Source organism: Sutterella sp. AM11-39, assembly GCF_003472385.1.
Classification (GTDB): Bacteria; Pseudomonadota; Gammaproteobacteria; order Burkholderiales; family Burkholderiaceae_F; genus Duodenibacillus; species Duodenibacillus intestinigallinarum.
The window spans coordinates 166,935-189,585 of the sequence record NZ_QRLV01000002.1 but is presented as its reverse complement, the minus strand read 5'-3'; the positions used below and the strand labels follow the sequence as shown (position 1 = coordinate 189,585).

24 protein-coding genes and 1 tRNA gene are annotated in these 22,651 nt (G+C 57.2%); 16 read left to right on the top strand and 9 right to left on the bottom strand.

Going from position 1 to position 22,651, the window contains the following annotated elements; translation table 11 throughout:
* Both DW133_RS02720 and DW133_RS02715 read right to left on the bottom strand, forming a co-directional pair.
* Positions 1-468 (bottom strand): hypothetical protein, encoded by a 468-nt coding sequence (locus DW133_RS02720; protein ID WP_118275004.1) that lies wholly within the window; start codon positions 466-468, stop codon positions 1-3.
* Positions 465-1,649, bottom strand: coding sequence for a beta-ketoacyl synthase N-terminal-like domain-containing protein (locus DW133_RS02715; protein ID WP_118275002.1), 1,185 nt, complete (start codon positions 1,647-1,649; stop codon positions 465-467). Before DW133_RS02715 ends, DW133_RS02720 begins: the two co-directional genes overlap by 4 nt.
* Before the next feature lie 307 nt (positions 1,650-1,956).
* On the opposite strand from DW133_RS02715, the gene DW133_RS02705 reads away from it, so the two are divergent.
* The 15 genes from DW133_RS02705 to hisI all read left to right on the top strand — a co-directional run bounded on the left by DW133_RS02705 (position 1,957) and on the right by hisI (position 15,916).
* Complete coding sequence (locus DW133_RS02705; protein ID WP_147408844.1) at positions 1,957-2,388, top strand: hypothetical protein; 432 nt, start codon at positions 1,957-1,959, stop codon at positions 2,386-2,388.
* Positions 2,389-2,522: 134 nt separating this feature from the next.
* Entirely contained in the window at positions 2,523-3,215 is a 693-nt protein-coding gene (locus DW133_RS02700; RefSeq protein ID WP_118274996.1) for a transcriptional regulator, read from the top strand.
* Between the two features lie 31 nt (positions 3,216-3,246).
* Positions 3,247-4,341, top strand: a complete 1,095-nt coding sequence (locus DW133_RS02695) for a pyridoxal-phosphate dependent enzyme (protein WP_118274994.1) — start codon at positions 3,247-3,249, stop codon at positions 4,339-4,341.
* Between the two features lie 226 nt (positions 4,342-4,567).
* Complete coding sequence (locus tag DW133_RS02690; RefSeq protein WP_118274992.1) at positions 4,568-5,971, top strand: glucose-6-phosphate isomerase; 1,404 nt, start codon at positions 4,568-4,570, stop codon at positions 5,969-5,971.
* Positions 5,972-6,046: 75 nt separating this feature from the next.
* Positions 6,047-7,024: a lipopolysaccharide heptosyltransferase I gene (waaC, locus tag DW133_RS02685; protein ID WP_118274990.1), complete on the top strand. Its 978-nt coding sequence runs from the start codon at positions 6,047-6,049 to the stop codon at positions 7,022-7,024.
* Positions 7,025-7,048: 24 nt separating this feature from the next.
* Entirely contained in the window at positions 7,049-8,335 is a 1,287-nt protein-coding gene (locus tag DW133_RS02680; RefSeq protein ID WP_118274988.1) for a 3-deoxy-D-manno-octulosonic acid transferase, read from the top strand.
* Complete coding sequence (gene thiD / locus DW133_RS02675) at positions 8,305-9,129, top strand: bifunctional hydroxymethylpyrimidine kinase/phosphomethylpyrimidine kinase (RefSeq protein ID WP_118274986.1); 825 nt, start codon at positions 8,305-8,307, stop codon at positions 9,127-9,129. The genes DW133_RS02680 and thiD overlap by 31 nt, the downstream gene beginning before the upstream one ends.
* Before the next feature lie 203 nt (positions 9,130-9,332).
* Entirely contained in the window at positions 9,333-10,586 is a 1,254-nt protein-coding gene (gene murA, locus DW133_RS02670; RefSeq protein ID WP_118275197.1) for a UDP-N-acetylglucosamine 1-carboxyvinyltransferase, read from the top strand.
* 36 nt (positions 10,587-10,622) lie between these two features.
* A complete protein-coding gene (gene hisG / locus DW133_RS02665; RefSeq protein WP_118274984.1) occupies positions 10,623-11,276 on the top strand; it encodes an ATP phosphoribosyltransferase in 654 nt (217 codons plus the stop codon).
* Between the two features lie 27 nt (positions 11,277-11,303).
* Positions 11,304-12,608 carry a histidinol dehydrogenase gene (gene hisD / locus DW133_RS02660; RefSeq protein WP_118274983.1) on the top strand — a complete coding sequence of 435 codons (1,305 nt, stop codon included), beginning with the start codon at positions 11,304-11,306 and terminating at the stop codon, positions 12,606-12,608.
* Positions 12,609-12,689: 81 nt separating this feature from the next.
* A complete protein-coding gene (gene hisB, locus DW133_RS02655; RefSeq protein WP_118274981.1) occupies positions 12,690-13,277 on the top strand; it encodes an imidazoleglycerol-phosphate dehydratase HisB in 588 nt (195 codons plus the stop codon).
* Positions 13,274-13,909, top strand: coding sequence for an imidazole glycerol phosphate synthase subunit HisH (hisH, locus tag DW133_RS02650; RefSeq protein WP_118274979.1), 636 nt, complete (start codon positions 13,274-13,276; stop codon positions 13,907-13,909). Before hisB ends, hisH begins: the two co-directional genes overlap by 4 nt.
* A gap of 84 nt (positions 13,910-13,993) precedes the next feature.
* Positions 13,994-14,731 carry a 1-(5-phosphoribosyl)-5-[(5-phosphoribosylamino)methylideneamino]imidazole-4-carboxamide isomerase gene (gene hisA, locus DW133_RS02645; RefSeq protein ID WP_118274977.1) on the top strand — a complete coding sequence of 246 codons (738 nt, stop codon included), beginning with the start codon at positions 13,994-13,996 and terminating at the stop codon, positions 14,729-14,731.
* Positions 14,732-14,756: 25 nt separating this feature from the next.
* Positions 14,757-15,527 (top strand): imidazole glycerol phosphate synthase subunit HisF, encoded by a 771-nt coding sequence (hisF, locus tag DW133_RS02640; protein WP_118274975.1) that lies wholly within the window; start codon positions 14,757-14,759, stop codon positions 15,525-15,527.
* The gene (gene hisI / locus DW133_RS02635; protein ID WP_118274974.1) at positions 15,524-15,916 is read left to right on the top strand and encodes a phosphoribosyl-AMP cyclohydrolase; all 393 of its coding nucleotides are present in this window, start codon (positions 15,524-15,526) and stop codon (positions 15,914-15,916) included. The genes hisF and hisI overlap by 4 nt, the downstream gene beginning before the upstream one ends.
* Positions 15,917-15,952: 36 nt before the next feature.
* Here hisI and DW133_RS02630 read toward each other — a convergent pair whose 3' ends face one another.
* Positions 15,953-16,297, bottom strand: a complete 345-nt coding sequence (locus tag DW133_RS02630; RefSeq protein WP_118274972.1) for a cytochrome c3 family protein — start codon at positions 16,295-16,297, stop codon at positions 15,953-15,955.
* 131 nt (positions 16,298-16,428) lie between these two features.
* Complete coding sequence (locus DW133_RS02625; RefSeq protein WP_118274970.1) at positions 16,429-17,946, bottom strand: flavocytochrome c; 1,518 nt, start codon at positions 17,944-17,946, stop codon at positions 16,429-16,431.
* Positions 17,947-18,585: 639 nt separating this feature from the next.
* On the opposite strand from DW133_RS02625, the gene DW133_RS02620 reads away from it, so the two are divergent.
* Positions 18,586-19,029 (top strand): Hsp20/alpha crystallin family protein, encoded by a 444-nt coding sequence (locus tag DW133_RS02620; RefSeq protein WP_233542086.1) that lies wholly within the window; start codon positions 18,586-18,588, stop codon positions 19,027-19,029.
* Positions 19,030-19,105: 76 nt separating this feature from the next.
* On the opposite strand, the gene trmB is transcribed toward DW133_RS02620, so the two are convergent.
* From trmB to DW133_RS02595, 5 genes are all read right to left on the bottom strand, one after another.
* Positions 19,106-19,828 carry a tRNA (guanosine(46)-N7)-methyltransferase TrmB gene (gene trmB, locus DW133_RS02615; protein WP_118274968.1) on the bottom strand — a complete coding sequence of 241 codons (723 nt, stop codon included), beginning with the start codon at positions 19,826-19,828 and terminating at the stop codon, positions 19,106-19,108.
* A gap of 69 nt (positions 19,829-19,897) precedes the next feature.
* Positions 19,898-19,971: transfer RNA gene (locus DW133_RS02610), tRNA-Gly, on the bottom strand.
* 74 nt (positions 19,972-20,045) lie between these two features.
* Positions 20,046-20,807 (bottom strand): 4Fe-4S binding protein, encoded by a 762-nt coding sequence (locus DW133_RS02605; RefSeq protein WP_147408843.1) that lies wholly within the window; start codon positions 20,805-20,807, stop codon positions 20,046-20,048.
* Positions 20,808-20,935: 128 nt separating this feature from the next.
* Positions 20,936-21,589: a methionine ABC transporter permease gene (locus tag DW133_RS02600; RefSeq protein WP_118274964.1), complete on the bottom strand. Its 654-nt coding sequence runs from the start codon at positions 21,587-21,589 to the stop codon at positions 20,936-20,938.
* A complete protein-coding gene (locus DW133_RS02595; protein ID WP_118274962.1) occupies positions 21,579-22,628 on the bottom strand; it encodes a methionine ABC transporter ATP-binding protein in 1,050 nt (349 codons plus the stop codon). Before DW133_RS02595 ends, DW133_RS02600 begins: the two co-directional genes overlap by 11 nt.
* Positions 22,629-22,651: the final 23 nt, after the last annotated feature.

The following is a 22,651-nucleotide window of genomic DNA, read 5'->3' as shown; positions in this document are numbered from 1 at the left end:
TTATGCAAAGTTTGTTCGAACGAATTCTTGAAGGTCGCGAGGGCGGTAAACCGTGAGGACGGCGCTGGCCACTTCGGTGTTGTTTTCGAGCACGCGGCACTCGAATTGGCTTGGAAGTTCTTCTTGTCCGAAAAAGAGGCAGCGCGTATCAATGTCAAAGACGTCGCCTTCGGCAAGCTTTTTTTTGTGCAGTTGCACTTTGCGCGAGCCCAACAAAAATCCTACGCGAGGGCCGATGCCCGACTCGCTGTCTCGGATGCCTGCAAAAACGCCCACCGTCTGCGCCATGAATTCGATGAAGAGACTGTTGGGATACGAGCCGTCGGCTTGACGAAATAGGGAGCATTGCTCGCTGACGGTCACGCGGCAGCGAGTCGTTTCGGCATCTGCCGCCAACACGCGGTCAATGAGCAGCATCGGAGTGCGATGCGGCAGGTAACGGGAAGGATCGCAGCAAAAGGAACTCATGGCGAAACTCGACTGAAAACAGCGCTAGCGTTGGAGCCTCCGAAAGCAAAGGCGTTGGCAACGATGTGACGAATCTCCCGACCAAGGACGCGAGTCTGCGTGAGCACATGAGCCGGCGCAAGTGCGGGATCGGTTGTTTCGATTCCTGCACTTGGCGGCAACACACCGTCGGGATTGTCGGTTAAAAGAGCGGCGGCAATGGCGGCCTGAAGCGCTCCCGCACCGGCCAGGGTGTGCCCGGAAAGAGCCTTGTACGAAGCGCAAGGTGTGGTTGAGCCGAAAACGGCTTCAATGGCTTTGGCTTCCATGCTGTCGTTTAATGGCGTACCGGTACCGTGCGCAAGCACAAGATCAACGTCGGTCGGAGCAATGCCGGCCGCAACCAGCGCCAGACGCATGGCTTCGGCGGCTTGAATGCCTTCGGGCTCTGGGGCCGACAGATGGTGGGCGTCGGTTGTCAGCCCGGCGCCGCCGTAGGCCAGAAGCGCCTCGGAGGTTTGACGGGACATGGCCACCAGCGCTCCGCCTTCGCCCAGGTTGATGCCTTTGCGACTTTCGGCAAAGGGAGTGCAGGGTTCGGAACTGACGGCCGAAAGCGCAGAAAAGCCTGCGTTTGTGAACTGACAGAAGCCGTCGCAGCCGCCGGCAATTACCAGATCAGCCAGATCGGCACAAAGAAGTTGAGCGGCGCTTTCAAGAGCCAACAGGCCGGAGGCGCAGGCGTTGCTGACCGTGTAGACGGGGCCGAGCGCCCCGATTTTGTCGGCGACAAAGCGGGCGGGTTCAAAAAGATTGAGATTCCGGATGGAAAAATTTTTCGGCAGTTGTTGTGTGCGAACGTACTCGGACATGTCTTCTTCGATGCAATGCATGCCTGAAGTGCAGGCACCGAGCACAACGGCGACGCGATCGGGGGCAACGGTTCGGAGTAACTCGTGAAGTTCGGGCATCTGCTTCAAGCAGAGCTCGAGAAGCAATGCTGTTCGATTGCTGTCGTTTGTCGGCTTCAGATCGGAGAGAAATCCGCAGAAAAAGGCTTTGTTCGGATCGGGGGCCAGTCCGTTGTGAAAGCGCATAGCCGAGGAACGTTGACCGAGCAAGGTCTGGCGAAGCTGTTGCAAGCCGATGCCGGCGGCCGAAACGGTTCCAAGACTGTGGATGTAGAGCGCTGACCGGGACATGGGATCGACTTGTAGCGATGACGGAAGTTTGACGAAATGCCTGAGGCAAGAAGGCGGAGCCGATCGGTCAAATCCTTTAGCGGCAGAGCGTTCGTGCCATAGGAGGAGTCATTATAAAGGGCGGGATTTGGCAAAAAATGAGATTTCTAGTTTCTGAGATCTGGAGAGAAAGAGAGCAAGGAACCAAAACACGCAGCCGCATACGGACGGTAAACTTTCGCTGACATTGCCGAACAGATCCGGAAGTTGCAAACAACGGTTTGTGACGGTGGGTTGCAGTCGGTTCGGTGGCATTGGAGAGAAAAACATGAAGAGAAGAGCATTGATGGCCGCTGCAACGGCGGCGTTTTTGATGGGAGTGTGCGGCATGCTGCAGGCTGCTCCCGTTGCCGAAGTCATTTCGTACGACCAGAGTGGACTTAAAGCTTCGGATGCGCGCATTCATGAAGCAATCAAGCAGGCCGCGCAGATGCGCAAGTGGGGCATCGTTTCGGATAAGCCCGGCAAGGTGCTTTTGGTGTATCCGACCAACAACCGTTCGTTGCACTATCAGGCAACAGTGAGCGTCACCTACGGAAAAGGTTCCTACAAAGTTGAATACGTCAAGAGCCGCGGTCTGGATGAAAAGCGCAATGGTTGCTACGGCAAGGAAGGCGTGGTGTGTGTGCACCGCAACGTCAATCGCTGGATTGCCAATCTTGGCAAGGATCTCAATCGCATCCTGAGTCAGAGCTATTGACAGGTTTGCGTGAAAAAACCGCGAGCTGAAAGGTGTCCTCCGGATTGCGGCGGACGCCTTTTTTTATTCTCTATGGTCGAAAAATCCATAAAAAATTATGAGATTTATATAAAAATTTCTATAAAATAATCGGCATGACCATACATCCTGTTCTTCGACCGTATGTTGGCGTTGCCGACCTTCTTGTACGCACATTCGCCCATTGCGAGGTGGTGCTCCATGACCTCACTGTTCCTCAGCGCTCGGTTGTGTACGTTGCCAATCCGGTGGTGACCGGTCGCAAAGTCGGCGAAAGTTTCGAGCATTTGATAGAGGAGGCTATTAAAGCCGGCAATCCTGAGGACGGCATTCTCGCCAACTACTATTTTGAGAAGAACGGTCGTTTGATCCGTTCCTCGACGCTTTTGATTCGAGACGATTCGGAGCGACTGGTCGGAGCTTTGTGCATCAACTTGGATACCCGAGCCGCCACGCAAGCGATGGACTATTTGGCGTCATTGTTGCCGGGACTACCCCCGAGCGGCAAACACCTGTCGACATCTGCATCAATTGCAACGATGCCGCACAAAATCGCTCGAGAGCTTCCCGAACAAGGTGTCCAGGATTTCGTAGCCGATTTTGTGGATCGAATTGTGCAGGAAGATGCGTGCGGCGAACGACTCTCACGCGAAGCTCGTCTGCGAATGCTCGAGTTCATGGATCGCCGCGGCGTGTTCCTTGTTAAAGGCTCGATTGAGCTTGTAGCGCAGAAATTAAATTTGGCCAAAGCGACGCTTTACGGCGACTTGGATGCCGTTCGAGAACGGCGCAAAACGGACAAAAACTGAACTGAAACAGTTTTATTGACGGAGGTTTCTGATGGAATTCATTTGCACAAAGTGTGGCAAGCGCACGCCCGTGACGACGATGCAGCCGACGTGCGAATGCGGCGGTTTGTTCGAGCTTGACTTCACGCCCGAGGCATGGGATCCGGAACTCATCGACGATAAAGAATGGAGTCAGTTCCGGTACCGCCGCTTCATGGCGCTTGAAGGTGACGCCTGGCGCGATGTGACGCTTGGCGAAGGCCACACGCCGATCGTTCGGTTTGACGATGACGTGCTTTTCAAGATGGACTACATGATGCCGACCCTTTCATTTAAGGATCGCGGAGCAGCAACGCTTGTGGCGCACATGAAGGCTATCGGTGTGAAGTCCTGTGTGCAGGACTCGAGCGGTAATGCGGGTAATGCTGTCGCAGCTTATGCGGCGAGAGCCGGCATCAAGTGCGAAATCTTCGTTCCCGAAGGCACGAGTCCCTCAAAAATTCGCATGATTGAATCGCACGGCGCCAAAGTCAATGTGGTACCGGGCACGCGTGATCATTGTGCTGACGTTTGCCGCGCCAAGGTACGCGATGAAGGTGCTTACTACGCCAACCATGTCTATAACCCATTCTTCTACGAGGGCATGAAGGCGTACATCTACGAAACGCTTGAGCAGCTCGGGCGCATTCCGGCGCACATCGTCGTGCCGGTAGGCAACGGCACGCTCTTTATCGGTGTGGTCAAGGCGCTCGAACATCTCGAGAAATCCGGTGCAATCGATAAGTTTCCGCAGATCATCGCGCTGCAAAGCGAAAACTGCGATCCGCTTTATCGTGCAGTCAAAACGCATGACGCGCATCCGGCTTCGATTGTTCCGAAGCCCACGATGGCCGAAGGCATTGCGATCGGCGTGCCGATGCGTGGCGATGAGTTGCTCGACATGAGCTATCGCCATAACATCGCGTTTGTTCGTGCGCCGGAAGAAAAAATTTTGGAAGCCCGCGCCAAGATCGCCGCCCGCGGCATTTACTGTGAGCACACGACGGCGGCCAATTACGCGGCTTATCTGGCCTACTGCGAGGAGCATGGTCCCACGCCCGACACCTTGATCACGATGTGCGGCGCCGGTATTAAGTCCGACCACTGATTTTCGACAAGTCCTGACGACTGGGAGAGCTCGGAGACATGCGTTTTCGGGCTCTTTTTGCGTCCGGATTTCGGGAGACGTTTGCCGAAATTTTGTTTGGATGCGTGCAAGCAAAGTTTTCCAAACCTTGCAGAGGACGCTTTTTGCTCAACGCTTGGCTACACTCTCCAGATGTGGCGCCTGCAATCCAGATGCGGGCAACCGATGAACAACAGAAGATAAAAACATGGCTTCCAACACCGTTCCGTTTTTGCGCGACACACTTTCTCGAACCACTTTTCCCGCCTGCGGACTGAGGCTTGACATCGGGCGGCAGCGTATGACGGAAGCCGACTTCAATTCGCTTTTGGAAATCGCCCGCGAAAAGGGCGTTCTGGGAGCAAATGCGGCGATGCGAGAAGGCCAGATTGTCAATGCCAGCGAGGGCCGTGCCGCGTTGCACACCGCGTTGCGCGATCCGGCCGTAGGTGCGCCTTTTCACAAGGAAGTGCAAGAGGCGCTCGAACACATGTGCGCCTTTGCCGACGATGTTCGATCGGGACGCCGCCGCGGTTGCCGTGGCGATACGATCACCGATGTGATCAATGTGGGTATCGGCGGCTCCGAAGTGGGTCCCAAGACGGTTTACCAGGCGCTTCGCACGACCCGCGAACAGGTGCGGCTGCACTTTCTGGCTGCAGCCGACGGCGTGTCGTTTGACCGTATCGTGGGCGACCTCAATCCCTTCAAGACGCTCGTGATTGTCTCATCCAAGAGCTTTACGACCCGCGAAACTGCAGTCAACGCCGCCGCCATCGATCAGTGGCTTTTGGAAGCCGGCATTTCGGGTGAGGACCGCGCACGTCATATGGTGGTGGTCTCGGCCAACAAGAATGCCGCCCGCGAAATGAATCTGCCAGAAGAAAACTTCTTCCCGATTTGGGAGTGGGTGGGCGGCAGATTCTCGGTGTGGTCCGCCATAGGTCTGGCCGATGCCGTGGCGCTCGGTTCGGATACGTTCCGAGCGCTGCTCGACGGCGCGCATGCCATGGACGTGCATGTGGCGCAGGCTCCTGCCGGTGAAAATTTGCCGCTGTTGCTTGCCCTGATCTCCTACTGGAATTCGACTCGCCTGGGTATCGGGCAGCATTGCTTCCTGCCTTACGACGAACGTCTGCGCACCATGGTGATGTGGCTGCAGCAGCTTGAAATGGAAAGCCTCGGCAAGCACGTGGGCTCTGACGGCGCGCTCATTGAAGGGGCGACGGGGCAGGCCATCTGGGGCGGTCACGGCAACGAATCGCAGCATTCGTTCTATCAGTGGTTGCGCGAAGGCACTGGATCGACCTCAATTGATCTCCTGTGGTGCGAAAAGCCCGGTCACCGTCACGCCGACCTGCACCGCGTACTGATTGCCAACGCCAAGGCTCAGGCCGAAGCGCTGATCACGCGTGAAGAAACTGACTGCTTCAATGCTGTATCCACGATCAGCATTGATCAGCTTGATGCGGCTCGTCTGGGGGCGCTGATGGCACTCTACGAACACAAGACCACGATGCTCGGTACTCTCTACGGCATCAATCCGTTTGACCAGCCCGGCGTCGAATTTGGCAAGAAGCTTTCGCGCCACGCCGAAGCGACGGTCATCTGAGACTGCCCGAAACAATCCGGCTTGGGGCGGCAGTTCGCCGCCTTGCGCTCTTTGATTTACGAATAAACAGCGGATATGCCTAAAAAGATTCTCATCATCAAGTCTTCGTCAATGGGTGACATCGTGCACGCGCTGCCGGTGGCCTACGACATCAAGAAGCACTTTCCCGATTGCGAATTGAGTTGGGTGGTCGAGGAGAGCTTAACTGACATTCCGAAGCTTTCGCCTTATGTGGACAAGCTTGTAGTGACGGCTTTCCGGCGTTGGCGCAAGCACATTTTTTCTGCGTCTGTGCGAGGCGAGATCATTGCCGTTCGTCGGGCGCTCGCAGAAGCCAAGTACGACATTGTCATCGACTTGCAGGGGCTGATCCGTACGGCCGTTGTGGCGCGTTGGGCCGGTGTCGAGAGCGTTGGCTATTCGAAGGAAAACATCAAGGAACCTCTGGCGGCACGCTTTTACAGCCGTACGTTGCCGGTATCTAACAAACTGGTGCCGGTGGTTCGCTACCGCACTATGGCCGCGCAGGCATTGGGGTACACGCTGCAAGACGAGGATCTTCACTACGGGCTTGACGTCAAGCCGATGACGCCGACTGGCGTCAGAACGCCCTACGCCGCGCTGACCGTGAATACGAGCCGAGCTGAAAAGCTGTGGCCCAAGAGCCGTTGGACGGAGGTGGCTCGCGAATTGGCCGAAGACGGGGTCATGAGCGTGCTTTTCTGGGGCAACGACAAGGAAAGAGCTTATTGCGAAGAGATTGCCTCGAGCGTGCCGGGACAGGTGGTTGTTCTGCCGCGCCTGAGCCTCAGAGCCATTGCGGAAGTGATTGCCGGAGCGCGTTGTCTGCTTGGTGTTGATACGGGGCTTACGCATCTGGGCGCGGCGCTTGGCATCCCTTCCGTGGGCATCATTGTTGGGACGAGTGCCGAGCTCTTTTCGTTGGTTTCCGAGAGTGCCTGCGCAACTGTGGGCGACAAGGGCGTGATTCCCCAGCCCGAAGAAGTGCTAGCGGCCATGCATTCTGTCCTGGCCCAGGCGGCCGACTCCTAACTGAATTTTTTAAAGGCGCATGCGATGCTGATTTCGACGCTTTACCGAGGGTTGACCTACTGCGCATTGCCGCTGGCAAAGTGCTATCTCCGAAAGAGGGCCCGCAAGCAGCCCGACTATCTCAAGCACTGGGATGAACGTTTCGGTTGGTGCCGTTACCCGGCTCCCGAAAAGCCACGCCTGTGGCTACACGCTGTGAGCGTCGGCGAAACCGCCGCGGCACGTACGCTGATCGATGCCTTTTTGACGGAAAATTCGGAAGCTGAAATTTTGCTGACCTGCATGACTCCGACGGGGCGCGATACGGGTGCCAAGATCGCCGAGCACTATCCGGGACGGATTGTGCAGTGCTACCTGCCTTACGACAATCCGCGCCTCATGGCTAAATTTTTCGACGAAACGAAGCCCGTGATGGGTGTCGTGATGGAAACGGAAGTCTGGCCCAACATGATGCAAGAGGCCGTCAAGCGCCGCATTCCCGTGGTGCTTGCCAACGCGCGTGAATCGGAAAAAAGCGCGGGGCAGGCAAGATTGGTCGCTTCGCTGATGGGGCCGGCATTTGCTTCCTTCACCGCCGTGCTTGCGCAGAGCCAAGAGGATGCCGAGCGACTTAAGGCCTTGGGCGCGAACAACATCCACGTTTGCGGGTCAGTGAAGTTTGACATCCGCCCGGATCCCAAACAGGTTGAGCTTGCCGCAAAGATCAAGAGTGCCTTCAAGAAGAAGGTCATTTTGCTGGCTAGTACGCGCGAGGGCGAAGAGGCGATGTTTTCGCCGCATATCGCCGAGCACCTCGAAGAGGCTATTTTTCTGGTCGTGCCTCGTCACCCGCAGCGTTTTGATGAAGTGGCCGACATTTTCAAGCGCTCGGGTTGCCGCGTGATTCGCAGAAGCGAAGATCCCGAGTTTGCGGGGCTTGCCGAAGGGCCTGCGGTGCTTCTCGGCGACACGATGGGGGAGATGAGCCTTTATTGCGCTCTGTCCGACGTTTGTATCATGGGCGGAAGTTTCGGACAGTTCGGTTGCCAGAATCTGATTGAGCCGGCCGCTTCCGGTTCGCCCGTGCTGGTGGGCTCGAGCACGTTTAATTTTGCAAAGGCGGTGGCCGATGCGCTGGCTGAGGGCGGAGCCGTGCACGCGGCGCATCCCCGTGATGCTGTGGAAACGGCGCTTTCCTGGTTTGTCGATGGAACGTTGGCCGAACGAAGTCGCCGCGCGTTGGTATTTGCGTCGCTTTATACAGGCGCCACGCAGCGTCAGATGCAGTTTGTGAGAGGAATATGGGCGCAAGAAACATCAAAAATGTCTTGACGATTGCAGGCGTCGACCCTTCCGGCGGCGCCGGTGTTTTGGCCGACGTCAAGGTGATGTCGGCGCTGGGAACGTTTGCAACCGGTGTCATCGCCGCTTTGACGGCTCAAAACACGAAGGCCGTGACGGGTGTGATGCCTGTCCCCGCTGCATTCGTAAAGGAACAGATTGATACCCTTTTTGCCGACGTGCGTATTGATGCCGTCAAGATTGGCATGTTGGGCGCTCAGGACGTAATGGCTGCCGTGGCTCAGGCTTTGCGTGCGCACGAGGCGCCTAAGATCGTGCTCGATACGGTGATGGTGGCCAAAAGTGGCGATCGTCTGATGCCGGACGACGCCGTGGCTTTCTTTAAGGAAGAGTTGCTGCCGTTGGCCGACGTGATTACGCCCAATTTGCCGGAAGCGTCCGTTCTGCTCGGTCATAACGTGCGAGACATGAAGGATATGTACGCAGCCGCGCAGGAGCTCTGGGACATGTGCGGCGGCAAGACTGCCGTGTACCTCAAAGGCGGACACAGTGTGGAAGAAACGCTGCGCGACGTCTTCTACGACGGGAAGGCTTTCATTGACCTTGACGGCCCTCGCGTGCACACGAAAAACACGCATGGCACAGGCTGTTCTCTGTCTTCGGCCATTGCGGCACTCTGGGCGCGTACCGAAGATCTGCCGCAGGCCGTGCGTTTGGCTCGCCGCTATATCGAAGAGGCCATCACGGCCTCGGACGATCTGACAGTGGGAAGCGGCCACGGTCCGATTCATCATTTCGTGCGCTTCGAGTCGCTTTTTTCCTGAGAAACACGGTTTCTTTCATGACCTAGCTCGAGCTTGAATGCCTCTTTGCACACAAGGCGTTGAAATGCTGAATCTGTGCTAAGAAAAGGCGTTGGCACCGCGGTATGAGGCAAGACCACTGCGGTAAAATCAAAAGCTCGGACGTAAGTTTCCGAGAGCCTGGCGCGTTTGCCGGCGTAATGATCAAGAATGGATACGGAGATATGCAGAAACTCAGAATTGTCGGCGGTCGTCGCCTTGTCGGACAAGTAAAGGCATCTGGTGCCAAAAACGCCGCGTTGCCGATCATTGCCGCGGCGCTTTTAACGGCCGACGATGTGGTGCTGCACAACGTTCCGGATCTCGCTGACGTGCGCACAATGGCCAAACTTCTCGAGGGCATGGGCGTGACGTTCGAAGAGCTGGGCAACGGCTCGGTTCGCATCAATGCGGGCAATCTCACCTCCACGCAGGCTCCGTACGAGCTCGTCAAGACAATGCGTGCTTCCGTTGTGGTGCTCGGACCTCTGACGACGCGTTTCGGCAACGCACGAGTTTCTCTACCGGGTGGCTGCTCGATCGGCGCGCGACCGGTCGATCAACACATTAAGGCGCTCAAGATGATGGGCGCGGAAATCGAAATCGATCATGGTTACATGCAGGCTCGCGCCGGCCGCCTGAAGGGTTGCCGCATCGTGCCCGACATGGTCACGGTGACCGGCACCGAGAACATCATGATGGCCGCGGCACTTGCCGAAGGTACGACCGTGATTGAAAACGCGGCGCGCGAACCCGAAGTCATGGATTTGGCCGAATGTCTCAATAAGATGGGCGCAAAGATCACGGGTGCGGGTACGTCTCAGATTGTGATCGAAGGTGTGGAAAAACTTCACGGCTGCGAACACTCCGTCATCGCCGATCGCATCGAAACTGGCACGTTCCTGTGTGCGGCGCTGGCCACCGGCGGCGATGTGATGGTGACCGATACGGTGCCTTGGGCGATGGAAGCGGTTATCGGCAAGCTGCGCGAAGCGGGCGGCGACGTGGAGGTCGGCGAGGATTGGATCCGCGCCAAGATTTCGGGACGTCCCAAGGCCGTGGACGTGCGCACTATTCCGCATCCTGGCTTTCCGACGGACATGCAGGCGCAGTTTATGGCGCTCGATGCCGTTGCCCAGGGCACGGGCCGCATCGTGGAAACCATTTTCGAAAATCGCTTCATGCACGTGCCCGAGTTGCAGCGCATGGGAGCGGACATTCACGTCGACGGTCACACGGCCGTAGTGCAGGGCGTTGAAAAGCTCGACGCGGCCAATGTGATGGCCACCGATCTGCGCGCTTCGGCGTGTCTTGTCATTGCGGCATTGGCAGCACAGGGCGAGTCTGTCATTGAACGCATCTACCATCTGGATCGTGGTTACGAACACATTGAAGCCAAGCTTTCTGCGTTGGGAGCGCAGATCGAACGGTTAAACTAGATCCAAAACCAAAAAAGAAAACAATAAGGCGCAGAAATGATTACGCTTGCTCTATCGAAAGGACGAATCTTTGAGGAGGTGTTGCCGTTTCTGGCCGCCGCCGGCATTCGTCCGCTGGAAAATCCGGAAGACTCGCGCAAGCTCATGATCGGAACGAATCGGGAGGATCTCCGCATCGTGGTGCTTCGTGCAACCGATGTGCCGACGTACGTGCAGTACGGCGCGGCAGACCTTGGCGTTGCCGGCTGGGATTCGCTCTATGAGCACGGCGGCAACGGCCTGTACGTGCCCGTGGACTTGGGCATCGCCCGCTGCCGCATGAGCGTGGCCGCTCCCCGCGGCTTTGACTGGGAGACCAATGTTCGCCGCGGCAGCCGCATTCGCGTGGCGACCAAGTACATCAAGTGGTCGCGAGACTACTTCGCCCGCGAAGGCGTTCACGTTGACCTCATCAAGCTATACGGTTCCATGGAGCTTGCCCCGATTGCCGGACTGGCCGACGCCATCGTTGATCTGGTGAGTACTGGGGCGACACTCAAAGCCAACAATATGGTGGAGATTAAGACGATTGCGCCGATTTCATCGCGCCTCATCGTCAATCAGGCTGCCATGAAGCTCAAGCGTGAAGAACTGATGCCGATCATGGACGCCATGCGCTCGGTTGCCGAAGAGCGCCGTCGAAAGGAATAAGAACGCAAGATTTGTAGGGAGGAAATAATGCAGATTCGTCGTTTGTCGTCTGCCGAGGCAGACTTCCAAAAGAAATTCAGTGAATTGGTGGCCGTTGACGCGAGTGTTGATCCGGAGATCACGCGTCGGGCCGAAGCGATTGTCGATGATGTGCGTGAGCGTGGCGATGCGGCCGTGCTCGAATACACGGCGCGCTTTGACCGACTGCCCGCAGAAAAGCTTTCCGATCTGGTGATCTCGGCCGAAGAGATGCGTCAAGCGCTCGAAACGCTGCCTGAAGATCAGCGTACGGCTCTGGAAGAAGCGGCTCGCCGCATCCGCGTGTTCCACGAAAACGAACTCGAAAAGAGCTTCACGGTTTGCGACGAATACGGCAACAAGTTGGGGCAGCGTGTCACGCCCGTCGACTCGGTCGGTCTGTATGTCCCGGGCGGTCTGGCGGCCTATCCGAGTTCCGTTCTGATGAACGCGATGCCGGCTCTGGTCGCAGGCGTCAAGCGTATCGAAATGGTAGTGCCCACTCCTGGCGGACAGAAGAATCAATTGGTTCTGGCTGCTGCAAGTCTGGCCGGCGTGTCCCGCGCCTTTACGATCGGCGGCGCGCAAGCTGTGGCAGCTCTTGCTTACGGTACCGAAACGATCGAGCCGGTCGACAAGATCGTGGGCCCGGGCAACGCTTATGTGGCGGCAGCTAAACGTAAGGTGTTCGGTCGCGTGGGTATCGACATGATCGCCGGCCCCTCCGAGATTCTCGTCATTTGCGACGGCAAGACCGATCCGGACTGGATTGCGATGGATCTTTTCAGTCAGGCTGAGCACGACGTGCTCGCGCAGGCGGTGTTGCTCACGCCCGACGCGGCTTTTGCCGATGCGGTCGAAGCCTCGATGGATCGTCAGATCGAATCGATGCCGCGCAAGGACATCATCCGTCAGTCGCTTGCCAACCGCGGCGCCATTATCGTCACTCGCGATTTGGAGGAAGCCTGTCGCATTGCCGATACGATCGCTCCTGAACATTTGGAAATGAGCACGGACGATCCGGAAAAGTGGGCAGATCTGATTCACCACGCGGGCGCCATTTTCCTGGGCCGCTACTCGTCCGAAGCACTTGGCGACTACTGCGCTGGTCCCAACCACGTGCTGCCGACGAGCCGCACGGCCCGCTTCTCTTCGCCGTTAGGCGTTTATGACTTCCAGAAACGTACGAGCATGATTTACGTGCAACAGCAGGGCGTTACGCCTCTGGCACGCATAGCCGAATGCCTGGGTAAGGGCGAGTCGCTTTATGCTCACGCCGCTAGTGCCCACTACCGTATTCAGGACGAAAAGTAATCGGCATAAACCTGTAGCACGGGCGTGGCCGAGGCCGGCGCCCGCTCGGGTTCAATCAACGATGTTAGGGAGTATCCGTTGATGCGTACCGCAGCCATTTCGCGCAACACGAAAGAAACGCAAATCAAGGTGCGTCTGAATTTGGACGGCACCGGTCGTTGCGCCGTGAACACGGGCATCGGTTTTTTTGATCACATGCTTGAGCAGATCGCCCGCCATGGATTGATGGACCTGGAAGCGCAGGTCGAGGGCGACCTCTACGTTGACGGCCATCACACGGTCGAAGATGCTGGCATTGTGTTCGGTCAGGCGCTCAAGGAAGCGCTCGGCGACAAAAAGGGCATCGTGCGCTACGGTCAGGCATGCATACCGCTCGACGAATCGTTGTCGCGCGTTGTGCTTGATCTTTCCGGGCGCCCGGGGTTGTATTTCTCGTGTGACTTCGCCGCGCCGATGATCGGCGCACTCGACTCGCAGCTTGTGCGCGAGTTTTTCCAAGCGGTTTCCAATCATGCCGGCATGACGCTTCACATCGATAATCTCAAGGGAGAGAACGCTCACCATCAGGCCGAGTCGATCTTTAAGGCGTTTGCGCGTGCGTTGCGTGCCGCGGTGGCAACCGATGCGCGCGCAGCCGATGTGATTCCGAGCACGAAGGGTGCGCTATGAAAATAGCCATTGTGGATTACGGCACCGGTAATCTGCGTAGTGTCGGTCAAGCGGTCAAGGCCGTGGCCGACGGTGCCGATGTGTTGGTTACGCAAAGCGCGGCCGAAATTGATGCGGCCGACCGCGTCATCTTTCCGGGACAGGGAGCGATGGGTGACTGCATGCGCTGTCTTGGAGAATCGGGATTGAAGGACGCCGTCTTGCGGGCTTTGGCTTCCAAACCCGTTTTGGCCGTCTGCATCGGCATGCAGATGCTCTTTGAGCGCAGCGATGAAAACGACTGCGCGGGTCTGGGTCTCATGGCAGGCAAAGTCATTCGCTTCCCGGAAGCTGCGCTGGTACGCGCCAACGGCGAACGACTGAAAGTGCCCCAGATGGGGTGGAACACCGTCACGCAACGCATGGCACATCCCTTGTGGAACGGCATTGCTGACAAGAGCTGGTTTTATTTCGTGCACAGCTATTTCGTGGCGCCTGAAGACGATGCGCTTGCGGCCGGTACCTCGAGCTACGGTCTGCCCTTTGTCTGCGCCGTTGCCAGAGACAATATTTTTGCAACCCAGTTTCACCCGGAAAAGAGCGCCGCAAGCGGTTTGAAGATCTTTTCCAATTTCGTGCACTGGAACATTTGAACATTCGTTTGCGCCTCGGAGAGGTCTTCGGGGTGATCTTCCGGCTTAAAGGAAAGCCTTTTTTCAAAACAATCGGGTTTCATCATGCTTTTAATTCCTGCAATCGATCTGCAAAAGGGGCGTTGCGTGCGTCTGCGTCAGGGCGATTTGGAAAACAACATCACGGTTTACAACGAAGACGCGGTTGATCAGGCCTGTCAGTGGGCGGATTTGGGTGCCGAGCGCATCCATATCGTGGATTTGGACGGTGCCAAGACGGGTAAGCCCGTGAATGCGCCGCTCATTCGTGAGATGATCGAAGAAATCGGAGAGGACGCCGAAATTGAAGTGGGCGGCGGCATCCGTACGCTTGATCAGATCGAAGCATATCTTGATGCGGGTGTGCGTTATGCCGTGATCGGCACGGCTGCCGTGAAGACTCCGGGTTTTCTGAAGGAAGCCTGCGCCGTCTTTACCGACAGCATCATCGTGGCTCTGGATGCCAAGGACGGTATCGTGGCCACCGACGGATGGGTGAAGAGCACCGGGCACGATGTCATTGATCTGGCTAAGCGTTTTGAAGACTACGGTGTCTCAGCGTTCCTTTATACGGACATCACCCGCGACGGCATGCTCTCGGGCGTGAATGTGGAAGCGACCGCCGCGCTTGCCCGCGCTGTTTCCGTGCCTGTGATTGCTTCGGGCGGCATGCATACGCTCGAGGACGTGCGCGCGCTTTTGAAGGTCGAAGGCGATGGCGTCATGGGAGCGGTGCTCGGCCGCAGTCTCTACGAGGGCACCATTGATTTTGCCGAAGCTCAAAAGCTCGTCGGCATCGAATGACTGAACTCATTAAAGGACGCGAACCATGCTTGCCAAACGCATCATCCCGTGCTTGGACGTGACCGCAGGGCGCGTCGTCAAGGGCGTTAACTTTGTTTCGCTGCGCGATGCCGGCGACCCCGTGGAAATCGCCCGCCGCTACAACGAAGAAGGGGCCGATGAGTTGACCTTTCTCGACATCACGGCCTCCAGTGATCAGCGCGACATCATTTTGTCAGTGATCGAGGCCGTGGCCGGCCAGGTGTTCATTCCGCTTACGGTGGGCGGCGGCGTGCGCAAGGTCTCAGACATTCGCCGGCTATTGAATGCCGGCGCCGACAAAATTTCGATCAATACGGCAGGTGTCAACAATCCCGATCTGATCGGAGAGTCGGCCGCGCTGCACGGCTCTCAGTGCATTGTGGTGGCCATTGATGCCAGACGACGCGACAAGGCCGATCCTAGCAAGGGGTGGGAGGTCTACACCCACGGCGGACGTACGGCAACGGGACTTGATGCCGTCGAATGGGCCAAGAAGGTCACGGCTCTCGGCGCGGGAGAAATTCTGCTCACGAGCATGGACTGCGACGGCACCAAGCAGGGGTTTGATTTGGAACTCACCCGTACGGTTTCGGAGGCGGTTTCCGTTCCCGTAATCGCTTCGGGCGGCGTCGGCAATCTCGATCATCTGGTCGAGGGCGTCACGATCGGTAAGGCTGATGCTGTTTTGGCTGCTTCGATTTTTCACTTCGGCGAATATTCCGTGCGTCAAGCCAAGGAATACATGGCCGAAAAAGGCATCACGGTGCGGCTGTGACAAAGGATTGGATCGACGAAGTGAAGTTCAACGCCGACGGGCTCGTTCCCGTGGTGGCGCAAGACTTTCAAAGCGGACGCGTGCTGATGCTCGCCTGGGCCAACGCCGAGGCGTTGCGGGAAGCGTGCTCGACCGGTCGCGGCGTGTACTTCTCACGCTCGCGCGGCAGACTTTGGCGTAAGGGCGAAGAGTCGGGAAACGTGCAGAAGCTGCACGAAATTCGGCTTGACTGTGACGGCGACAGCGTGCTCTACGTTGTCACTCAAGTGGGAGGTATGGCTTGCCACACCGGACGAGAGAGCTGCTTTTACCGCAGGCTTGAAAACGACGAATGGCATACCACCGACCCGGTCATTGTTTCGCCGGATCGGCTCTATGCCAAGCACTAAAGACAATGTATCGGGCCGCCTTCGGGCGGCTCTTTGTCAGGGTACCTTAAAGCCGAAGGTGTGGCACTGGTCGCAGAAGTTGACCGGCTCTTCGTGCATGTAGTGACAGTTGACGCAGTCGAGCTGATCCTGATAGTGCGGCGAGACGTGCGGATTGGTCGGCTTGATGTTTTTGGTCTTTTCAACCAAGGCTTTGATGTCGTGGCAGGTCTTGCAGTTGTCGATGGTCGGCAGCTGCGGGTTGGCCTTGTCGGGACCGTGGCAGATCTCACATTTCACGCCTTTGGCAACGTGCCGTTCGGCTCCGGTGGCCGCGTAGCCGCTCGTAGTGGCGGCGCACAGCAGAATGGTGCTCAGAGCGACGAGTTTGGCAAAACGCATAAACAATGCCTTTGTGGAGGAAATCAAAACAAAACGCGGCGAAACGGTTTGTGTAAATCGTTTCGCCGCAATCAATCGGAAGTCACCTTGCGCTTCGGCGCGAGGCCGTCAGCGCAACGGTTCGTTCAGATTTAGGCCTTAGCGGCTTCCTGGCCGGCGATACGACCGTTGACCAGGCAGTCAAGGATGGCGCAGGAACCCAGACGGACGGCACCGTGCACGCCGGAGGTTGCTTCGCCGGCGGCGAACAACCCCGGAACCGGCTTGCTCGTGGAGATGTCCATCACGCGGCACTGCATATCGGTCACCAGACCGCCCATGCAGTGGTGAACCTTCGGGCTCATTTCGGCAGCGTACCAAGGACCGTCAACCAGCGGAACCTGTTCGGGGTTCATGATGCGGTTGAATTCCGGATCCTTGCGATCCTTCACGGCCTTGTTGAAGGTTTCGACCGTCTTGGCGAGCACATCAGCCGGCATCTTGTAGTCGGCGGCAATGTCGGCTAAGGTCTTGTACTGCTTCACAACGCCGGATTCGAGCAACTTTTTGAGCATGCCCGGACGAGCCACGTTGTAGGACTTCAGGTTGGCTTCCGTGCAGATGGCCACGGCGCGCAGACCCTTGTTTTGTTCAACCATGATGGCGTCGGCACGAACCTTGCGGTTGGCGAGTTCGTCGACGAAGCGCTTGCCGGCCGTGTTGACCCACAGACCGAATTCGGCAGCGCCAGACTGGGAGAACGTCCAGCCCAGACCCATGCCCTTTTCCTTCGGGCTGTTCCACGGCGTGCACTGGATCCAGTCGTTCTGAACCTGTGCGCAACCGATGCGGCTCGTTTCACGCCACAGTTCGGCCGTTGCACCGGGCTGGTTGGTGGAGTCGAGCTTGGCGACAAGCTTCGGGTCCTGCATCATGCGGTAGTCAACGTCACGCGAGAAGCCGCCGTAGCAGAGCACCAAGCCCTTCTTAACGCCAATGGTCTTGACCTTGCCGGAACCGGCCTTCGGGAAGCGATAGCCGTCGCGAACCTGAATGCCGACCACACGACCGCTGTCGTCACGGAAGATACGTTCGACATAGCAGCGCAGACGCACCGGAACGCCCATCTTCTTGAGTTTCTCGAGTTCCTTGGTAACGATGCCGGAGCCCGAACCGTTCTTCGTGAAGACGTAGCGCGGAACGCTGTGACCGCCTTCCTGGCCGATGGCTTCGAGGTTGTATTCAACGCCGAGCTCCTTGACCGTCCATTCGTAGTTCGACAGAGCGCTCTTGGCAACGAGCTTCACCTTTTCAGGCTGGTTCATGTACAGACCGGCGGCGAGCATGTCGGAAGCGAGCAGTTCGGGCGAGTCCTTGATGCCGTGCTTGAGCTGCTGCGGGCATCCGGTAGCCGTCAGAATGCCGCCGTTGATGATGGAGTTGCCGCCTGCGGTAGGCATCTTTTCAAGAACGACCGTGTCGGCGCCTGCCTTCTTAGCTTCGATAGCGGCAGCCAGACCGGCAAAACCGGAACCGATCACGACGACGTCATGGGTTTCGTCCCACTTTGCAGGAACTTTCGTGGAAGCCTGAGCGGCCGTTCCGAACAGTGCGGTAACGCCTGCAGCCACGGAACCTTTGATCAGGGAACGGCGATTAAGATCCAACATTTTTATTTTTCTCCTCTCTCTGTCAGGCTGAACGACGTCAAGCAACTTCGTCTCGGAGTTTTGATGGCGCACAACCGGACTTTATGTATCAGAAGCGGCGAAATGTCGTTTCTACGTTTAGGATGATACGCTCAATGGCGTAGTTCGGCTCAGTCAAATTGATTAAATGGGAAAAAATTAAACACTTTTTGATGGAGTTTAAATTTTTAGAGAAACATACCGACGAGCGGCAACATCTAGACCGTTGAAAATAAATAAAAATTCTGTGTTTTAGGTTTTCCTTGAAGGTGTTTGAATGTTGCGAAAGAGCAACATTAAATCGTTTAAATGATAGTTTAAAAAGCTTTTTCTGAAGAAGAAAAAATACTTTTAGTAAATACGGGTTTTGTCTCTTGCTAAAGGCAAGAAAAAGTGCGCTCGTGGAAAACGAAGGCGACACTGTGGCTAAATCGCGTAATTCCAATTGGGATTTGATCCAATATAAAAGGTGCGGACGCGCAGCCATATAGCACTGTAGGAAAGGACGAGGGTTTCCGAAAAGGTCCTCGTCCGGTGTGACATAGCGATTTAATGCGAGCGAAGCGTCCGACCGCATGAAGATAGTGTGCGGCGGCACTCCGCTCAGAAGGAGTGAAGATCATGTCTGCAATGCTTCCGCGTTTGTTTGATGACAGTGTTTTTGATGTATTTGATCCGTTTGCCGATTTCGGCCGCGGCCACAACCGCGTGTTCGGCAAGCACGCCTCGCATCTGATGAAAACCGACATTCGCGAGACGGATTCGTCCTACAAGTTCAGCATCGATTTGCCGGGCTTCAAGAAGGAAGACGTTTCAGCCGAGTTGAAGGACGGCTACCTGACGGTGACGGCGGTCAAGAGCCATCAGGACGAAGAAAAGAACGAGGAAGGTAAGCTGATTCGCCAGGAACGCTACAGCGGCAGCTGCAGCCGCACGTTTTACGTGGGCGAAAGCGTGGATGAGAAAGACTGCAAGGCTGGCTTTGAAGACGGCATTCTGACGATCGAAGTGCCCAAGCAGCCCGAGCATCAGGAACCTGCCAAGCGCATGATCACGATCGCCTGATCGGCAAGCGCTTTGCAAATGAAAACCCCGACGGGACGAAGCCTCGCCGGGGCTTTTTTTGAGGGTGCGGGGAAATTCAGATGCGCACGAAGACGAGATCCCATACGCCGTGGCCGAGTCGTTCGCCTCGGGCCTGGAACTTGGTGCAGGGACGCTCGCACAAGGGATTGGCCATCACCGGAGAGAAGCCTTCCGGATGAAGGTTTTTCAGAAGCGGTTCGGACGAGAGCACTTCGAGCATTTGTTCGGCGTAGTTTTCCCAGTCGGTGGCACAGTGGATATAGGCGCCGGGCTGCAGGCGGGAGGCGAGCAGCGAAACGATTTCCGGACGGATCAGACGGCGCTTGTGGTGACGGGCCTTGCGCCAGGGATCGGGGAAGTAGACGTGGATGCCCGAGAGTGAATCGGGTGCGAGCATGTCACGGACCACTTCCACGGCGTCGTGACGCGCGATGCGGATGTTCTCAAGACCCATTTCATCGATACGCTTGCTGAGCGCGCCGACGCCGGCGACGAACACTTCGCAGCCCAGGAAGTTGACTTCCGGATGAGCCTGAGCGATGGCGGCCGTCGTTTCGCCCATGCCGCAGCCGATTTCAAGAACCAACGGCGCTTTGCGGCCGAAGGCGGCCTCGTCGTCAAAGGGTTTGGCCTCGTACTTGACTTCGTATTTCGGGAAGATTTCCTCGAAAGCGCGCTCCTGGGCGACGGAAATGTGGCCGCGGCGCAGCACGAAACTGCGGATATGACGGTTCTTGAGCTCCTCGAGCTCTTCAGGTGTGAGTTCTTTGCCGGACATGCTGAAAAAAGGAGGACAGTAGATAGCCAAAACGGACCGTTGTCAAAAGCGGTCCGTTTCGTCGAATCTTGGAGCGGGCGAAGGGAATCGAACCCTCGTATAAAGCTTGGGAAGCTTTCGTTCTGCCATTGAACTACGCCCGCATGAGTCGCTAATTATGCCCAAAACTCACAAGGAAACCAAGAGCTTGGAAGAATTTCAGCGCCTCTCGGAGTGCTTAAACGTAGAACTCGTTGGGCTTGTGTCCGCCCAACAGCGGCGACAGGCGGGCCGTAATAAAGGCTTTGGCGGCAGCGGGCTGCGCTTTGGCCCCTGAGGCGCAGCTTGCGGCGCAACGCATGCAGTTGATGCACAAGTTAATGTCCGTCTTGGAGGGATCCTGCGCGTCAATCGCCCCCGTCGGGCAGGCGGCGACGCACACGCCGCATTTGCGGCACATGGCCGTGTCGGTTTCGGGGACGAAAGCAGCTTTATAGGCGGGGCGATAGGGCCGGTTGCCGGGAACGATCACGGGCGTGGTTTCGCCCTTGGCATATTTTTCGCAGACGCGGCGGCCGAAGTCTTTGATTTCGGCGAAATCGTTCGCATCGGGGCGGCCGCGTTCGAGATCTGGTACAAAAACGTGTGCGGCAATCGTTGCTGCGCTTGCCAGAACCGTGGCGCCCGCTTTTTCGCACAGATCGTTGAGTTCCAGAAGCGCATCTTCGTAGGCACGTCCGCCGTACACCGCAAAGGTGACGACCTTGACGCCTTCTAGACGAGCGCGCGCGAGCTTGTCGGCCATCGGCGTCGGAATGCGACCGGCATAAACGGGGGCTGCCACGACGGCAACGGAACCGGCAGGAATTTCCGGGACTTCGGTTTCGCGATCGGTAAGGTTCACCTCAATGGCGGCGTTTTGCGAGATGGCGCGGCAGAAGGCGTACGTCGTATCATAAGTGCTCGAGCACGGCGAAAAATAGAGATGGTAGACAGGCATGGCGATATCAGGCTTTTGCAACAAGGGAGCGGGCGCGTGGCAAGGAAAGTCGAGCGCCGACAGCAATAAGGATATTCCAAAGCAAAACGCCGCGCGAGTGCGCGGCGTTATCTTCAGGGTGAAATACCTTATTTGTGGCTCATGCGACGCACCAGCCAGTCGCCGAAGCTTTGCATGGCTTGCACGAACACAATGAGGATCACCACCACGGCGAGCATCACATCGGGCATGAAGCGCTGATAGCCGTACCGAATGCCCATGTCGCCCAGACCTCCCCCGCCGATGGCGCCGGCCATGGCGGAGTAGCCCACCAGACTCACGAGGCTGATAGTGAGACCTGCCACAATGCCGGGCATGGCTTCGGGCAGAAGCACCTTCATGACGATCTGCAGATTGGTGGCGCCCATGGCCTGAGCGGCCTCAATAAGGCCCTTGTCTACTTCTCGCAGGCTCGTTTCCACCAGACGCGCGATAAAGGGTGCGACGGCGATCGTCAGCGGCACAACGGCAGCGGCTGTACCGATGGAGGTGCCGGCGATGACGCGCGTAAGCGGAATGATTGCCACGAGCAAAATGATGAACGGAGTGGAACGCACGGCATTGATAATCCAGCCGAGCACTTTGTTAAAGATCGGCATCGGGTGCACGCCGCCGTTGTCGGTGACATGTAGCAGAATGCCCAGCGGGATGCCGAAGACGGAGCCGATGAAGCCCGACAAGCCCACCATGATGACGGTCTCGACGAACGAGTCCCATAGCATGAGCATCAAATCAGAGGACATGGCTTGTGACCTCCTCGACGGTGACGTTATGCTTGCGCAGATATTCGAGCAGCTGAGAGAAGGTGTCCGTGTTGCAACTCGTCAGAATCGTGAGCGTGCCGAAGCCCTTACCCTGCACTTCGTCGACCTGACCCAACAGGATGTTGACGTCAATGTTGAACATTCGGCTGGCTTCGGAAATCACCGGGCGCGTCACTTCGCTGCCCACGAAGCTCAGGCGCAGGATGTGCACCGAATCCTTATCGAGGCCTGCCACTTGTTCGCGCACACGCTCGAGCATGGAGCCGGGTAGTTCCTGAGCCATGATGTTGCCGATGAGGGCTTTGGTGGTTTCGGTCTGGGGACGACGGAAAACGTCGATCACCGAACCTTCTTCCACGACGATGCCCTTGTTCATGACGGCGACGCGGTCGCAGATTTGCTTTACCACGTCCATCTGATGGGTAATCATGACGATCGTGAGGCCGAGCTCCTTGTTGATGCGCTTCAGAAGTTCGAGCGTGGCGATGGTGGTTTCGGGGTCAAGAGCGCTCGTGGCTTCGTCCGAGAGCAAAACGCGCGGGTCGTTGGCAAGCGCTCTGGCGATGCCCACGCGCTGCTTCTGACCGCCCGAGAGCTGGGCCGGATACTTGTTGCGGTGTTCGGTAAGCCCCACAAGATCGAGCAGCGGGTCCACCTTGGCCTTGATCTTGGCCTTGTCCATGCCAATCAGTTCGAGCGGGAAAGCGGCGTTGTCGAACACCGTACGAGAACTCAGCAGGTTGAAGTGCTGAAAGATCATGCCGATGTTGCGGCGCGAAGCGCGCAGTTCGGCTTCCGTCATGGTGTTGAGGCATTTGCCGTCGACGGTGACCGTGCCTTCGCTCGGACGGTTAAGGAAGTTGATGCAGCGCACAAGCGTGGATTTGCCTGCCCCGGAGCGGCCGATAATGCCGAAGATTTCGCCTTGTTCAATGTGCAGCGAAACGTCTTTGAGAGCGTAAAAAACTCCGCCTTCGGGAGTGGGATAGCGCTGCGTGATGTGTTGTAGATCAATCATCGCGCAAGTTCGGAAAAAAGGAC

What these genes read in the sequence shown, in the direction of transcription:
- trmB (WP_118274968.1), bottom strand. Translation starts at nt 19,828, where the DNA reads ATGTCCGGCAAAGAACTCACACCTGAAGAGCTCGAGGAGCTCAAGAAC.
- murA (WP_118275197.1), top strand. Translation starts at nt 9,333, where the DNA reads ATGCAGAAACTCAGAATTGTCGGCGGTCGTCGCCTTGTCGGACAAGTA.
- DW133_RS02700 (WP_118274996.1), top strand. Translation starts at nt 2,523, where the DNA reads ATGACCATACATCCTGTTCTTCGACCGTATGTTGGCGTTGCCGACCTT.
- hisH (WP_118274979.1), top strand. Translation starts at nt 13,274, where the DNA reads ATGAAAATAGCCATTGTGGATTACGGCACCGGTAATCTGCGTAGTGTC.
- DW133_RS02715 (WP_118275002.1), bottom strand. Translation starts at nt 1,649, where the DNA reads ATGTCCCGGTCAGCGCTCTACATCCACAGTCTTGGAACCGTTTCGGCC.
- waaC (WP_118274990.1), top strand. Translation starts at nt 6,047, where the DNA reads ATGCCTAAAAAGATTCTCATCATCAAGTCTTCGTCAATGGGTGACATC.
- DW133_RS02695 (WP_118274994.1), top strand. Translation starts at nt 3,247, where the DNA reads ATGGAATTCATTTGCACAAAGTGTGGCAAGCGCACGCCCGTGACGACG.
- DW133_RS02705 (WP_147408844.1), top strand. Translation starts at nt 1,957, where the DNA reads ATGAAGAGAAGAGCATTGATGGCCGCTGCAACGGCGGCGTTTTTGATG.
- DW133_RS02625 (WP_118274970.1), bottom strand. Translation starts at nt 17,946, where the DNA reads ATGTTGGATCTTAATCGCCGTTCCCTGATCAAAGGTTCCGTGGCTGCA.
- hisD (WP_118274983.1), top strand. Translation starts at nt 11,304, where the DNA reads ATGCAGATTCGTCGTTTGTCGTCTGCCGAGGCAGACTTCCAAAAGAAA.
- hisG (WP_118274984.1), top strand. Translation starts at nt 10,623, where the DNA reads ATGATTACGCTTGCTCTATCGAAAGGACGAATCTTTGAGGAGGTGTTG.
- hisF (WP_118274975.1), top strand. Translation starts at nt 14,757, where the DNA reads ATGCTTGCCAAACGCATCATCCCGTGCTTGGACGTGACCGCAGGGCGC.
- DW133_RS02690 (WP_118274992.1), top strand. Translation starts at nt 4,568, where the DNA reads ATGGCTTCCAACACCGTTCCGTTTTTGCGCGACACACTTTCTCGAACC.
- hisA (WP_118274977.1), top strand. Translation starts at nt 13,994, where the DNA reads ATGCTTTTAATTCCTGCAATCGATCTGCAAAAGGGGCGTTGCGTGCGT.
- DW133_RS02600 (WP_118274964.1), bottom strand. Translation starts at nt 21,589, where the DNA reads ATGTCCTCTGATTTGATGCTCATGCTATGGGACTCGTTCGTCGAGACC.
- hisB (WP_118274981.1), top strand. Translation starts at nt 12,690, where the DNA reads ATGCGTACCGCAGCCATTTCGCGCAACACGAAAGAAACGCAAATCAAG.
- DW133_RS02605 (WP_147408843.1), bottom strand. Translation starts at nt 20,807, where the DNA reads ATGCCTGTCTACCATCTCTATTTTTCGCCGTGCTCGAGCACTTATGAT.
- DW133_RS02630 (WP_118274972.1), bottom strand. Translation starts at nt 16,297, where the DNA reads ATGCGTTTTGCCAAACTCGTCGCTCTGAGCACCATTCTGCTGTGCGCC.
- DW133_RS02720 (WP_118275004.1), bottom strand. Translation starts at nt 468, where the DNA reads ATGAGTTCCTTTTGCTGCGATCCTTCCCGTTACCTGCCGCATCGCACT.
- DW133_RS02680 (WP_118274988.1), top strand. Translation starts at nt 7,049, where the DNA reads ATGCTGATTTCGACGCTTTACCGAGGGTTGACCTACTGCGCATTGCCG.
- DW133_RS02595 (WP_118274962.1), bottom strand. Translation starts at nt 22,628, where the DNA reads ATGATTGATCTACAACACATCACGCAGCGCTATCCCACTCCCGAAGGC.
- thiD (WP_118274986.1), top strand. Translation starts at nt 8,305, where the DNA reads ATGGGCGCAAGAAACATCAAAAATGTCTTGACGATTGCAGGCGTCGAC.
- DW133_RS02620 (WP_233542086.1), top strand. Translation starts at nt 18,586, where the DNA reads ATGTCTGCAATGCTTCCGCGTTTGTTTGATGACAGTGTTTTTGATGTA.